Source organism: Yersinia sp. LJYL362, assembly GCF_048323875.1.
Genome location: NZ_JBLWEX010000311.1, coordinates 1 through 15,140 on the forward strand (window position 1 = coordinate 1; position 15,140 = coordinate 15,140).

Consider the following 15,140-nt stretch of genomic DNA (forward strand, 5'->3'; position numbering starts at 1 on the left):
TGGTTCACTTAAGTGCTCCATCATGGCAATAAGGCCCTTGAAATAAGTTTCATTATTTTTATCGGGCAAATCCATGGCGACCTCGCCGATGAAGAATGGGTTAAATTTCTTTTGCCAGATAGTGTCGTGTATGCTTTTTAGCATACCCGCCTAAATTGCCATATACACGATAGCCTAATTTCTCATAAAAGCCTTTGGCCTGAAAATCGAAAGTATCGACATAAGCCATGTGACATTCACGCTGCAAGGCTTCTTTTTCGGCTGTTTCCATTAGCTGGCGACCATAACCACTTTTACGTTTTTCGTCACTGACCCAAAGATACTGAATTTCAAGCCCCCCCCACCACGTTCTGGCAACCAGGCCCGCAACAATTTTACCGTTATCATCGGTCACAGTTAAGAACAGCGGATGAATATCTACCTTTTGAGTTTTATTATTGTGAGCCCAGAGGCCATTAATAACATACTCTTCGTCCTGTGGGTTTGGTGTATCTGTAACGTTTATCTTCATTTGCGGAACATGCCTTCCTATTTTAATAATGCAAATTGCCATTAAATTAATTGATCACAACTGCTTGTAATATCATTTTCCTTAAAGTGTTACAAGAGTGGTTTTCACCCGTTCCCGCCATCCAGCAAAGTGTTTATAGTTATTGTGACAGAGCTAAAAAATACCAACACACTTTGTAGTGGTAATCATTTTTTCCTGCTTTGTCTGCAAATGCTGATATCGCCTCACCAGGGCCTCATCGGGGAAATCTATCCATAACTCACGGCTCCACCCACAGAGCAAGAGCCACTTGCCATAGGGGGAGCCGCTCATCTCACTTCCAATCCATTAACTATACTACTTAATATTGAGTCGCTGACTGGCATGATATTCAAGCGCCTTAGCTAATTTAGAACCCGGTTTCGCCAGTTTATTTAAACGCTTTTCATCAATACTATTCATCTGACCTAAAGCTGCTGCCGTTTGGCCTGAGTTTTCAATCAGTTGTTTATTAGGCATATTTGTCATCAGTGCTGCTGCATCTTTCAGCGCCTTGATATAGTCATCCTGCTGATGCAGGTTATAGAGTTTTAAATCCATTTTGCTACGTAAGAGTTGTCCCCAATAAAACTCTAGAAAAGGGACTTCTGGATAAGGTTTGCCTGTTTCAGGATTAAGATTTTTATCTGACTTGTCGTAAGATATACCGCGTAAATAATAGAGCATTGAACGATACGGATCGTCCTGAAAAGCACTCATACCCAAAGTTTGGGGTAATTGAGAGAAAGTAATTGATTTCCCTTCTGCATCAATAGGAAGGAAATGTTTAAGTTCAGCCATCTTTTGTTCGAACTGCGCTTGAGTCAGTGCAACTCCGTTGCTATCACGACTCACGTCCTGCCCGACCCGAACACTTAAAATCACATCACCGCCACCACCAGGGACATCCCAAAAACTGTTAAACGCATGATGACCATCAGTCAGATAAAGCCTTCCCATGGGGCCAATATCAACCGTGTTCATATCCGCTTTTTTAGTGCCAATAGTCAGTTTACAGGTATATGAAGAGGGGTCTTTCGGGGTCGATAACGCGCTATTTTCAGCTAATTTCCCGGCCCCTTGCACTTTACATAACTCATTGAAAAGGTTTTTAGAATCCCTGGCATAGTCAGCCAGATCACCCGCAATCTGGAGTTTACCTACCGAGATTTGGGTTGGATTCAACTCACTGAGTTTGATTTGAATAACATCACCGGGTTGAGTCAATAAATATTTCTGGGAAAGGGGTTGTGCCGCATACAAATTAACTGAATAGAACATCACTCCAGAAAGCAGTAAAATGGAGGTCAAATATAGCCCAACGTTCGACCTTGCTTTAGCATGTTCAACCTGAAATAAGTCAATCTTATTCAAACACACATTTAACTCCTGTCGCGGAATCAACATTTCCCACCCACTTATTAGCTTATTGATTAATCATAAGATAGCACTAATTTAAATGGTTTCATCATGACTAAAAACACAGCAATACCTGTTATTGCGGAAACTTAATATAAGTGCCATCAGAACAAGATCATTTTGAATAAAAACCGGTATAGAACTGACTCCAATCCTAACTCATAGAAAGAGATAGGTTAGCCAATATAGAACAGCCCAACAGCTGTAAACAAATAATCCTGATTTTCTGAAAAAAAAGTTAATGACTTTAGTACTCCCGAGGTAATGGGATAGCCGACCTATGAGAGAAAGGAGAGGGAAAGCCTTGCGGGGACTGGATTTTAGACATAAAAAAAGACCTCAGTTGAGGTCTCTTTACATACTAATGGCCGGCCGGGGATTCGCATATACCAATCAACAAACTGATTTCAATATGATTTATTATTAACACTTAGAGCTTGTACCCGAATTTGTACCCACAAACGAAAATCCGTACAAAAATCAGACAGTGCAAGTAGGTACCGAGCCATATCAGTACAACACCGTTATGGCTAGTTGTACGAAAGAGAATAACACGGTTTTAAATCAATATTTTCCCATCAGGGAAACGCAGATCAGAACTTTGCAAACTGTCACCAATGAAAAATGGCACAACCCATAAACGCAGTGGGTTTTCCTTTTGATGGCTGAATTCATAGGGATGAGGTAATGGCTGACTAAAACCCTCATGCGAAGGATAAATCAGCAGCATATCCCCTATTCCCTCCTGATAGTTCACACCGTAGGCCAGCATCTGGTAAAGGTCAGCCTGCGACTGTTCGAGTGTCGCCTTTCCGCTCTCCACCATTTTCCATTTAACATCACAAATCATCGCCTGGTCCCCATTCTCCCCACGAGGTCGTAGATGGATATCGGGTCTAAGCTTAAATACTCCTTTGCCATTGAGACGAACCAAGGTATGTGAATCTACCTGTGCCTTCACATGCCAGTTATCGTTATAACGATGACGCATCCATGCAGTCACAAAAGATTCAAACACAGCTTCCATTGGGAAAAGCAGTGAAATTGCGTTGGCGTCGCCCTGCATGCAGTGGGGCGACTGCCCCATCAAAATCAGCCGCGCCCACGCCAAGGCAAGTTCATAGTGACACATATGCCGGTCGAGACGTACCTGGTCGAAGGCCATGCAAACATCACCAACAGGCGCAATATCGTCAAAGTGCACCTGCAAAGAGTTGACTTGTAGTAGTAGCTGCGGGTTGCTGATCTGACGGCGGATCTTATCGATGGCTGTTTTCAGTATCCGGTTTTCCGGACGTTCGGCGCTGTAATCGTCAAACTCCACCTGAAAGCGATCCCGACGCACGCAGTTTTTGCTTAATTGAGCGGAGACCCTTAACTTCCCTTTCATCCACGGCAGATTGTCCTGCTGGCGTAAATAGTCACGCTTTAGACCCTGGCGCACAATTTGCTGTACGCTATCGATAAACTGCTGAATAAATACATCCATCAGCGGCATCTTCGAGGTTCGGACTCTGGATGCTGAAGTGGCAATATGGCGAAAAGATTTTAGCGTGCGTAGCATCATCAAAAGCTGCTGACGTGCAATATCAATGTTGTCTTCACGCCGTCCCGTTTTTGGCAATACTTCAATAAACGCATTACCCGGAAGAGAAATAACACCAGCATAATTTTTTACTTGAAGCGTTTTTACACTACCCCGACTGCGCAGGGTTAGCAGACGATGTGTGTTATCCGCGTCATCTTTCAGGCAACGTTGCTCAAGCCACTCAAACAGCTTCGTGGGCAGAACGACGGCATTATTTATGCGGCCCCTATCTTTCTCGTCAACCAGGTGTCCGTATTCGAAGACGGTAAAGTGTCGACGGGACGTCATTCCCTGCTCCCAGGGTTACTGTTATGTGGCGCATAAATTTGTTGCCAGGCTAGCGGATTATCCCAGACCTTGTCCTCCTCTAGAGCCAGATGGAAACTGGCCCCCATATCATGCAGATCGTCAGTTCCGCTATTGCCAAAAAGATCGGCAAACTGTTTCTGGTCTTTCACCTCACGCACGAACTGTAGGTGCGGGTTTTCGCTTTTCTGATTGTCGCCCAGCACCATACGAATTTTTTGCCAGTCGTTGTAGAAGTACTCCTCCAACAGTGGCAGCACCTTGTTTCGCATGATCCGCTTGAGCCTTTCAAATGCCAGCTCTTCGTCCTCTTTTACCTGAACAATTGGGATGAAAAAGGCATGACCCAATGTATGTTCTCTGTCGTACAGCACCTGAATGCGGTCATTCAAAGTCTGCAGAAGGCGTGGCAAATCAATCCCTTTGATAACCGTATCTTTCAAGACATTGATATCCGGCAGCATAGCTTCAAATTCAAATCTGCGACGTAATGCGGTATCCAATGCAGTGAGCGAACGGTCGGCGGTATTCATGGTGCCAATTAAATAGAGATTACCCGGCACGCTGAATGGGGTGGAAGAATAAGGAAGGATCACGCTAAGTGCCTCCGGTTCTCCGGCACGTTTAGAGGTCTCTATCAGGGTGATCAGTTCGCCGAAGATTTTGGAGATATTGCCACGGTTAATCTCATCAATAATCAGGACGTAGTTTTGCCGTTTTTCAGGTACAGATTCTTGTGAGTTGGAAGGCAAGCCTTCCTGTTTAATCAGGTAATTAAGGATACTACGAACATAGGACGGGTTGTGGACTTTTGCCCGCGGGTCTTGGTAAACCCGACGGATATCTTTGAGGTAAGCGTTGTAACCCTGCCCCAAATCCTCTTTTTTCGATTGCGACGGGAAGATACCAAAGTTGGTCTGAGTTTTGTAAACCAGCTCGAAAGCCTTACCCTGCAACGTTTCAAGGGTAATGCTTCCACTCTCAGCTAAACGTTCCTGCAGACGGACAAGTGCGTCATCAAGGTCCTGCTGAACCCCTGCGTGACCAAAGGCCGCATCTTCACAGATTTGCTTAAAAATGCCCGCTTTAATTTCGTAGCGTACATTGCCGTCGTCTGTGGTCTCTGCTCTTAACCCTTCGATAAACTCTTCATAGCCAAAACTCTGATGGAAGGTAATAAAGCGTACCCGCTTTTCAGCAATCAAGCTGTCATAAATCTTTTTCAGCTCGCGGCGTTTTTCGTTTTCCTCTTTTCCTTCCTGCAGCGAGTAGGCTATCGGTTCGCAGGCGCGTACGGCCAGGTCGATGGTACGGTAAGTTTTACCGGTCCCTGGAGGACCATAGAGGATAGTATTTTTTGGCAATTGCGGGGTGGTAACCTCCCCGTCTTGCTCATCCTCCGGTAAGGAAGTCTCATTGCCGATTAACGTAATATCGTTTTTCTTCTGAATCACCTGCGTGTAGAGATGCCAGAGGGACATATTCAGTTCAATTGGATCGACATCATCGCCCAGTGCGCGGTGCAACGCTTTCTTGAGATCAAGGTTGCAAGCGAACCACTCCTGATTCTTAGAAAGATCGAGCTGGAAATGGTTATTGCAGTAGTTGTAACAGCTGAAAAAGTTGCTGACATTCACGACGTTGGTGATTTTCGATGGGTAGAGCGCGGCAAAGGCGCGGTGACAGAGAGCCCTGTACTCCTTGTATAATATCCCATCTGTTTTCAATTTTTTAAGGCGCTCAATTACCCGGTCGTAATTATCCTGCGTACACTCCTCTGCCATTTGGCGGGTGAGAGCGAGCAGTTGTTTTTCCGCCGTTTCGAATTCAAACTGGGACATACCACCCTGCTTGAGGCTGGAGATGCCATTGCTGCGTTCGTACCAAATGTCCCGAATCGTCTCCGCAGAGAAGTTGGGTTTTTCGGCTTGGATCTGTTCTACGAGTTGGCGATAGTGCTTGCCCCAGTTTGGGTTGTATTGATTGTTTTTTGCGATATGAGAACGAAAGAAAGAGGCTAATGCAGAGGAATCCTGAACCATCACATACTCCGTGTGTAGGGCGATTAAAAAATGAGATATCTGTATCTTATCGGATTAATCTGAATTACGTCACTGCCGGTTCAGGGGGGCAGCAAGAAATTCAGTTAAATGTGATTTAGACCAAACTCAGTAAGTTACTTCCCAACCAACTCAATTCGGTATCTGAAGGCGTCAAAATTCACTGTAACTACTGCTCCAGTATCCCCAAACATCCCACCGCGATGGATAAATACTCGCGTTGTTGGAAGCAACATCGAAGCTGTCGCAGCTGAAGATGGCTGTCTTGGTAGGAATCGAGACTGTAGACTCCTCATTGACCCAAGCTCGTAAAGCCTTGCCGCTAGCAAGGAGCTCTTATCAAACGTACAATCAAAACCCTAAAATAGCCCGTTTCGAAAAAGAATTGCTTTTAACAGGACTCATTGTGAATAAACAACAGCTTGCGGCAAAAATCTGGGAATCCGCCAACCAGATGCGTTCTAAAATTGAAGCCAATGAATACAAAGATTACATACTCGGCTTTATCTTCTACAAATACCTAAGCGACCAACTGGTGCAGTTTGTCACCAGACAGGGTATGACACCCGAAGATATCAAAGCCCTCAATGAAGAAGACGCCGACACCGTTAAATACGTGCAAGACAACCTGGGCTACTTTATTGCCTACGATAATCTGTTTTCTACCTGGGTTGATTCCACATCCGACTTTGATGAATCTAACGTACGCGATGCGCTCTCGGCCTTTAGCCGTTTGATTTCGCCAACTTACAAAAAACTGTTTGAAGGCATTTTTACCACCTTAGAAACCGGTTTAAGCAAACTGGGTGAAAGTGCTGGCAAACGCACCAAAGCCATCAGCGACTTACTGCACCTGATCAAAAGCATCCCCATGAATGGTAATCAAGGGTATGACGTACTGGGCTACATTTACGAATACCTGCTTGAGAAATTTGCCGCTAATGCAGGTAAAAAAGCCGGTGAGTTTTACACTCCTCATGAAGTCTCAGTACTCATGTCGAACATCATCGCCCACGAGTTAAAACACAAAGATACCATCAAAATTTACGACCCTACCTCCGGCTCGGGTTCGTTGCTGATCAATATCGGTGAGGCATTCGAGAAATACGCTAAAAACAAAGACAGCATCACCTATTACGCCCAAGAGTTAAAAGCCAATACCTATAACCTAACCCGTATGAACCTCATCATGCGCGGTATCAAAGCCAGCAACATTAAAACCCGTAATGGCGATACCCTGGAAGAAGATTGGCCGTATTTTGATGATAGCGATCCTCAAGGCTCATACTACGCCTTGCATGTCGATGCCGTAGTGTCCAACCCACCTTACTCACAAAACTGGGACCCCAGCTTTAAAGACAGCGATCCACGCTATTCACGTTTTGGCCTGGCACCTAAAACCAAAGCCGATTTTGCTTTTTTGCTGCATGACCTCTACCACCTAAAACCCGATGGCATTATGGCCATTGTTCTGCCCCATGGTGTCTTGTTCCGTGGCGGTGAAGAAGGTCAAATTCGCAAGCAACTCATTGAGCAGAATCATATTGATACTGTTATCGGTTTACCAGCTAATATCTTTTTTGGCACCGGCATTCCCACGGTGATTTTGATACTCAAGCAAAAACGCCAAAACACCGATGTATTGGTGGTCGATGCCTCCAAACACTTTATGAAAGAAGGCAAAAACAACAAACTGCAAGCCAGTGACATCAAACGCATTACTGATGCGGTGATTAACCGCGAAAGTATCGACAAGTTCTCGCAACTGGTGAGCAAACAAACCCTGCGCGACAACGGCTACAATCTCAACATACCGCGCTATGTGGATTCCTCTGCGGCGGCACCAAGCTGGGATTTACACGCCACCATGCTCGGCGGCATCCCCAACAGCGAAATTGCCGAGCTACATCATTTTTGGCAAGCTTTCCCGCAATTGCACGGCTCTCTGTTTACGCCAAAATCCGCCGCTTACAGTGAGCTGGCCATTGCCAAACAAGACGTCAACGCCAGTATTAGTGGGCACCCGCAAGTGTTAGAGTTTATCAGCGCCTACAACCAAGCCTTTAATGGCTTTGATGACTACCTAAACACCCAGTTAATACAAAACTGGCAAAGCGTAAAGCGTAGCCAACAAGAGGCGATATTAAGTGCCGAGCTATTTACTCGCTTAGCCCCCATTACCCTAATCGACAAATACCAGGCTTACCAATTTCTAAACAACCAATGGCAACTCATCAGCGCCGATTTAGAAATGATGCAAACCGAAGGCTTTACCGCCGCCAAACAAGTTGATGCCAATATTGTTATAAAGAAAAAAAATGGCCAGGACACTGAAGTGCAAGACGGCTGGAAAGGCCACATACTGCCGTTTGATTTAGTGCAACAAACTTACTTAAATGATGACTTACAAGCTCTGGCCGCTAAAGAAACCCGCCTGACAGAAATCGCCAGCATGCTGGAAGAAATTTTAGAATCCCTAACCGAAGAAGAAAAAGAACAAGATACGGTCAAAGAAAGCCAAGACGGCTTTGCCAATACCGAAGTCGGTAAGGCAGCCAAAGTCTTCTTGAAAGAGCAAAAAGATACCAAAACTAAATTTGCCGAAGACAGCTATGAAGCCAAAATTATTCGCGCGAACAAATTAATCGATGAAGAAAAATCCCTGAAAAAAACGGTCAAAGATGCCGCCACTGCCCTGCACTTAAAAACCAAAACGACCATCGAAACATTAACTGATGCACAGGTGAACAACCTGCTGCACCTTAAATGGATTGCGCCATTAAGCGCAGAACTCGCCGCCATGCCAAACGCCGTGATTAGCCAACTGACTAGCCAAGTGCAAGCCCTTGCCGATAAATACGCCGTCACTTACTCGCAAGTGGCGAATGAGATAAAAAACACCGAGCAAGAACTGGCGCAGATGATGAGCGAGCTCACCGGCAATGAGTTTGATATGCAGGGCTTGGCTGAACTCACCAACTTATTGAAGGGCGAATAAGATGAGTATTGATAGCAAGGTGCCAGAAATTCGGTTTAAGGGGTTTGGTGGGGAGTGGCAGAAGAGAGGTTTTTCAGACATCGCTACCAGAGTATCAACACATCATCAAAGTACATGTCTACCTTGTGTTGAATACGAAGATATAGTTGCAGGGAAAGGCAGATTCAATAAGGATATTCATCAGAAAAAAACCTTTAAAGCCGGCTTAAAATTTGAAGCTGGTGATGTTGTATTTGGTAAATTGCGACCCTATCTGAAAAACTGGTTTCTAGCTGACTTTGGAGGGCTCGCAGTTGGAGATTTTTGGGTGCTGCGTGCCGACAATGTTGCAAGTACGTTTTTATTTTCTTTAATTCAAACCAATGAATTTGAATTGATTTCAAACCTTTCAGCAGGCTCGAAAATGCCTCGTTCTGATTGGGGACTTGTATCATCCTCTTGCTTTTTTGTTCCTAAGAATATTTCAGAAAGCAATGAAATAGGCAACTACTTCCAAAAGCTCGACACACTAATCAACCAACACCAACAAAAGCATGACAAACTCAGCAACATTAAAAAAGCCATGCTGGAAAAAATGTTCCCCAAACAAGGCGAAACCATCCCAGAAATCCGCTTTAAAGGATTTAGTGGGGGGTGGAAAGAGGTAACTTTATCAAGCGTCATTGACGTTCGAAGTGGAAAAGACTACAAGCATTTAGGTAAAGGCCATATACCTGTTTATGGAACAGGCGGCTACATGCATAGTGTAGATAGTGCGTTGTCAAATGATAAAGATGCAATTGGAATTGGCAGAAAAGGAACTATAGATAAACCCTATATTTTACGTGCCCCCTTTTGGACAGTGGATACTCTTTTTTATGCAGTACCCTTTACAAGTTTTAATCTGGATTTTTTGTTTTGTCTTTTTCAAAAAGTTGACTGGAAAAAACATGATGAATCTACAGGAGTACCAAGCCTATCGAAGATCGCAATTAATAATTTGCCAGTTTATACAACCAATGAATTAGAACAAACCGCCATCGGTAACTATTTCCAAAAGCTCGACGCACTGATCAACCAACACCAACAACAAATCATCAAACTCAATAACATCAAGCAGGCCTGCTTGAGCAAAATGTTTATCTAACAGGGAGCGCCATCATGACCACCTTTAAAACCGAAGCGCAATTTGAGCAGGCCTTTATTGAGGTACTGACCCATAAGGGCTGGGAAACAGAGATACTCAAAAACAAAACCGAGGCGGATTTACTGCAAAATTGGGCGTCCATTTTGTTTGAAAATAATCGCCAGCGGGATCGCTTAAACGATGTGCCGTTAACCGCGACTGAAATGCAGCAAATTATTGAGCAAATCAAAGAACTTAAAACCCCGCTCAAGCTCAACGGTTTAATTAACGGCAAAACCGTGGCGATTAAGCGCGATAACCCAGCCGATACCTTGCATATGGGCAAAGAAGTCAGCTTAAAAATATACGATCGCCAGGAAATCGCCGCAGGGCAAAGCCGTTACCAAATTGTGCAACAACCCAAATTTGAACGCGGCAGCCCTTTGCGCAATGATCGCCGTGGCGATGTGCTCTTACTGATCAACGGTATGCCGGTGATCCATGTCGAGCTAAAGCGCAGCGGCATTCCGGTTAGCCAGGCAGTCAACCAAATTGAAAAGTACAGTAAAGAGGGTGTATTTAGCGGCCTGTTTTCGCTCATCCAGGTGTTTGTGGCCATGGAGCCAAACGAGGCCAAATACTTTGCCAACCCCGGGCTAGACGGCAAGTTTAACCCCGACTATCAATTTAACTGGGCCGATTTTAATAACGAACCCATGAACCACTGGAAAGACATCGCCTCTACCTTACTTTCTATCCCTATGGCACACCAGTTGATTGGCTTTTATACCGTCGCCGACGATACCGACGGCGTGCTTAAGGTGATGCGCAGTTATCAGTATTACGCCGCCAATGCGATATCTGACAAAGTGGCCAAAACCAACTGGCAGCAACTGGGTAGCGCTGCCAATAACCCTGACCGCCTCGGTGGTTATGTGTGGCATACCACCGGTTCGGGTAAAACTATGACCAGCTTTAAATCGGCGCAGTTGATTGCACAATCGAAAGATGCCGATAAAGTCATTTTTTTAATGGACAGGATTGAGCTGGGCACCCAGTCGCTCGCGGAATATCGCAATTTTGCTGGCGATGGCGAAGACGTTCAAGCCACCGAAAATACTCACGTACTCATTACCAAATTAAAAAGTACCGCTCCCACCGATACCTTAATTGTTAGCTCTATTCAAAAAATGAGTAATATTTTTGAAGAAGTTGATGATGAGGGAACAGCAACAAATTCGGCCGACATAGAAAAAATCCGCGCTAAGCGCTTGGTGTTTATTATCGATGAGGCGCACCGTTCTACCTTTGGCGACATGCTGATTATTATTAAACGTACCTTTCCGCGCGCCTTGTTTTTTGGCTTTACCGGCACACCGATTCAAGAAGAAAACGAAAAAAACGGCAATACCACCAGTACCGTATTTGGCAACGAGCTACACCGCTACAGCATTGCCGACGGTATTCGCGACGGCAATGTTTTGGGCTTTGACCCTTACAAAGTCTGTACCTTTAAAGATAAAGATCTACGCCAGGCCGTCGCCCTTGAACAGGCTAAGGCCGATTCGGTTGCAGATGCAATGTCTACGGCTGCCAAAAAGAAAAAATTTAATTATTTTATGAATGATGTGCCAATGGCTGGCCATAAAGATGCAACAGGTAAGTATGTCAAAGGCATCGAAGATTATGTGCCAAAAGAGCAATATCTCACTGAAGCCCATCAAGAAAAAGTAGTAGAAGATATTCTGGCTGAGTGGGATGTGCTCAGCCAGGCCAATAAGTTTCACGCTATTTTGGCCACTAGCAGCATTGCCGAAGCCATTGACTATTACCGCCGTTTAAAAGCCGCCAAACCTGAACTTAAAGTATCGGCTCTATTTGACCCAAATATTGATAACGACGGCAGTGGCGACCGTGGCCCCACCTTTAAAGGCGATGGCCTGGACGAAATTATGGCCGACTATAACGCGCGTTATGGCCAGGATTTTGATTTTGCCCGCCACGCGGCCTTTAAAAAAGATTTAGCGGCACGCCTTGCCCATAAAAAGCCTTACGAGCGCATCCATACCGAGCCTTCAAAGCAATTAGATTTATTGATCGTGGTGGATCAAATGCTCACTGGCTTTGACTCTAAATGGCTTAATACCTTGTATTTAGATAAGGTAATTAAATACCAAAATATTATTCAAGCGTTCTCACGCACCAATCGCTTGTTTGGCCCCGACAAACCCCACGGCATCATCCGTTATTATCGTTATCCACACACCATGGAGCAGTACATTAACGATGCGGTAAAACTCTATTCCGGCGACAGACCTATCGGCTTATTTGTTGATAGGTTAGAAAGTAACCTTAAAGCCATAAATGAATTAGTGGCGGACATTACCGAGCTATTCGTCAGTGCGGGTGTTGAGAACTTTGAAAAACTGCCAGACGATATAGAAACCTGCGCCCAATTCGCCAAATTATTTAACACCTTTAGCCAACACCTGGAAGCAGCTAAAGTACAAGGTTTTCATTGGGAACAGTCGATCTATTCCTTTACTGAAAATGATGTAGAACATGAGGTAACGCTGGCCATAGACGAACAAACTTACCTGAGCCTGGTTCTGCGCTATAAAGAGCTGGTAGGCAAAGGTGATGGCGGTGGCGCAGGTGAGGGCGATGTGCCCTTTGATATCAGTGGTTATTTAACTGAGATAGATACCGGCAAAATCGATGCCGACTACATGAACAGCCGCTTTGATAAATATTTAAAAGAGCTGAACCAACATCAAGACTCTGCGAATATTGAAACCACATTAAATGAGCTACACAAGTCGTTTGCATCGCTCACCCAAAGCGAACAAAAGTACGCCAAGCTCTTCTTGCACGACTTGCAGCGCGGCGATGCGCAGTTAATTGAAGGCCATACTTTTAGAGACTACATCAACACCTACAAAAATAATGCTGAAAACGCGCAATTAAACGCCGTTGTTAATGCTCTTGGTTTAGATAAAGAACGGCTCATAGCATTAATGGCTGATAGTGTTAATGACAAGAATCTCAACGACTTTGGTCGCTTCGACGCATTAAAAGATTCGGTAGATAAAGAAAAAGCCAAGGTCTATTTTGAAAAACAAGACGGTGTAACCCTACCTCTATTTAAGCTGAATATTCGCATTGATCAGTTTTTAAAGCAGTTTATTTTGGCACAAACGGATGATTTCTTAAGTGACAGAGATGTTGTTGGTGATGTGATGGACGTCCCTCCCTCAGCGTAAGTCCTGCCACACTTATGCTGAGTGTTCTTTTTCAGAGGTACTGCATCATGAACTCAATAAAAGTCATTTGTATCGATCTGGCTAAATCTGTCTTTCAGATCTGCGTCTACCGGACAACAAATGTTATTTTCCATCATGATTTCCTTTTAGGTTGATTAAAACGCAAAAGCCCCTGTCTTTTGACAGAGGCTTTCAGTGATATAAAAACTATTGAATGAGACGTATTACAATAAAAGACTGGTGATGGTTATTTGAATAGATTATTTACTTTTGCATAATCAAAAGGTGAGATAGCTTGCTGCCTGTTTGCATCCAGATAATCTGCCCACCACTGAATCATCAGTCTGCGCTCATCTAAGTGCTCGGCCTTATGGATATAAGCCGCACGCACAGAGTTGCGCTCCTGATGGCTCATCTGCCGTTCTACTGCATCCCTAGACCACAATCCCGACTCAATCAATGAACTACAAGCCATGGTTCTGAAACCGTGGCCACAGACTTCAACCTTCGTGTCATATCCCATAACGCGTAGAGCCTTGTTCACCGTGTTCTCACTCATGGGCTTACGTGGGTCGTGATCACCGATAAAGATCAGCTCACGATTTCCACTCATGCTTTTGATCTTTTCCAGAATGGCGAGAGCCTGGCGGGATAAGGGAACAAGATGGGGAGTGCGCATTTTTTAACCTCGGTGCGAATGCTTAACACCTTCCAATGGTTCACGTTCTCCAGGGATGGTCCACATGGCGGTTTCAAAATCTACTTCTGACCAACGGGCAAAACGTAATTCACTGGAGCGTATGAAGACTAATAAAGTCAACTCTACCGCCAGCCGGGTTAATGGCCTGCCACTGTAGTAATCGATGCGATGAAGTAACTCTGAAACGCGGTTTAACTCAAGTGCAGCACGGTGCTTTCTTTTACCGGTAGCAACAGCGCCCGCCATCTCCTGCGCGGGGTTGTAATCAATTAAACCGCTTTGAACGGCATAGCGCATTATCGCTGTGGTTCGTTGTTGCAGGCGGGAAGCCACTTCTAGACATCCAGCCATCTCTACGGCTTTAATTGGTGCAAGCAAATCAGGGGTCTTAAGTTCACTGATAGCACGTTTACCAATAGCACCAAACAGCTTATCTTCCAGACTTTGCAACACACGAGCGCTATGCGCTTCTGACCACTTTTTATTGCTGGCATGCCACTCTCTAGCGACCACCTCAAAGGTGATAACTTCTTTAGCCAACTCTTCTTTCTCAGTACGCTTATGTTCACGGGGATCTATGCCCGCAGCAACAAGCTTTCTGGCTGCTTCTCTTTTTTGTCTGGCATCGGCCAAAGATGTCTCGGGGTAAACCCCGAAGGCCATTAGGTGTTGCTTGCCGCCAAAACGGAAGCGAAAGCGCCAGTACTTTGAACCGTTAGGTTTTATCAGCAAGGACATGCCGTCACCATCGACAAGCGAATAATCATTTGCTTCAGGCTTTGCAGCGCGAACCTTAGTATCAGTCAGGGCCATGATGGTAATCCTTCCATATGCCGCCGTGAGTATATAAACGTTATCGAACCAGCATATATACTCACTTGTATACTCACAAGCAGGTTGATGTGGGGTAACTCAGATTGACGTCGGTTGACTGAAAAGAGAGGGAAAGCCTTGCGGGGACTGGATTTTAGACATAAAAAAAGACCTCAGTTGAGGTCTCTTTACATACTAATGGTGCGAAGGCCGGACTCGCCAATATCATACAACCTACTGATATCAATATTATTTATTTTTAACACTAAGAGCTTGTACCCGCACTTGTACCCACAAACAAAAATCCGTACAAAAATCAGACACCGCAAGTGGGTACAGAGCCATATAAGTACAACATC

General features: G+C 44.8%; 7 protein-coding genes and 2 pseudogenes. 3 read left to right on the forward strand and 6 right to left on the reverse strand.

What is annotated here, in order from left to right; all coding sequences use genetic code 11:
• From ACNSO8_RS24920 to ACNSO8_RS24940, 5 genes and pseudogenes are all read right to left on the reverse strand, one after another.
• Window positions 1-144: pseudogene (locus ACNSO8_RS24920) on the reverse strand (LuxR family transcriptional regulator); the annotation flags it as partial.
• A complete protein-coding gene (locus ACNSO8_RS24925; protein WP_418396239.1) occupies window positions 101-511 on the reverse strand; it encodes a GNAT family N-acetyltransferase in 411 nt (136 codons plus the stop codon). The pseudogene ACNSO8_RS24920 and the gene ACNSO8_RS24925, both read right to left, overlap by 44 nt.
• A gap of 336 nt (window positions 512-847) precedes the next feature.
• Window positions 848-1,903 (reverse strand): ParB-like protein, encoded by a 1,056-nt coding sequence (locus ACNSO8_RS24930; protein ID WP_418396240.1) that lies wholly within the window; start codon window positions 1,901-1,903, stop codon window positions 848-850.
• Between the two features lie 604 nt (window positions 1,904-2,507).
• Entirely contained in the window at window positions 2,508-3,824 is a 1,317-nt protein-coding gene (locus ACNSO8_RS24935; protein WP_418396241.1) for an McrC family protein, read from the reverse strand.
• A complete protein-coding gene (locus tag ACNSO8_RS24940; RefSeq protein WP_418396242.1) occupies window positions 3,821-5,884 on the reverse strand; it encodes an McrB family protein in 2,064 nt (687 codons plus the stop codon). Before ACNSO8_RS24940 ends, ACNSO8_RS24935 begins: the two co-directional genes overlap by 4 nt.
• Window positions 5,885-6,308: 424 nt before the next feature.
• Between ACNSO8_RS24940 and ACNSO8_RS24945 the strand changes: the two genes are divergently transcribed.
• Genes ACNSO8_RS24945 through ACNSO8_RS24955 form a run of 3 tightly spaced genes read left to right on the forward strand, consistent with a single transcriptional unit; the run spans window position 6,309 to window position 13,268 of the window.
• On the forward strand, window positions 6,309-8,900 hold the full coding sequence (locus tag ACNSO8_RS24945; RefSeq protein ID WP_418396243.1) for a type I restriction-modification system subunit M: 2,592 nt from the start codon (window positions 6,309-6,311) through the stop codon (window positions 8,898-8,900).
• Between the two features lies 1 nt (window position 8,901).
• Window positions 8,902-10,026: a restriction endonuclease subunit S gene (locus ACNSO8_RS24950; protein ID WP_418396244.1), complete on the forward strand. Its 1,125-nt coding sequence runs from the start codon at window positions 8,902-8,904 to the stop codon at window positions 10,024-10,026.
• A 14-nt stretch (window positions 10,027-10,040) separates the two neighbouring features.
• A complete protein-coding gene (locus tag ACNSO8_RS24955) occupies window positions 10,041-13,268 on the forward strand; it encodes a type I restriction endonuclease subunit R (RefSeq protein WP_418396245.1) in 3,228 nt (1,075 codons plus the stop codon).
• A gap of 247 nt (window positions 13,269-13,515) precedes the next feature.
• Here ACNSO8_RS24955 and ACNSO8_RS24960 read toward each other — a convergent pair.
• A pseudogene (locus ACNSO8_RS24960) lies at window positions 13,516-14,781 on the reverse strand (tyrosine-type recombinase/integrase).
• Between the last annotated feature and the right edge of the window lie 359 nt (window positions 14,782-15,140).

Coding starts and splice junctions, on each gene's coding strand:
- ACNSO8_RS24955 (WP_418396245.1), top strand. CDS start 10,041: ATGACCACCTTTAAAACCGAAGCGCAATTTGAGCAGGCCTTTATTGAG.
- ACNSO8_RS24940 (WP_418396242.1), bottom strand. CDS start 5,884: ATGGTTCAGGATTCCTCTGCATTAGCCTCTTTCTTTCGTTCTCATATC.
- ACNSO8_RS24925 (WP_418396239.1), bottom strand. CDS start 511: ATGAAGATAAACGTTACAGATACACCAAACCCACAGGACGAAGAGTAT.
- ACNSO8_RS24935 (WP_418396241.1), bottom strand. CDS start 3,824: ATGACGTCCCGTCGACACTTTACCGTCTTCGAATACGGACACCTGGTT.
- ACNSO8_RS24950 (WP_418396244.1), top strand. CDS start 8,902: ATGAGTATTGATAGCAAGGTGCCAGAAATTCGGTTTAAGGGGTTTGGT.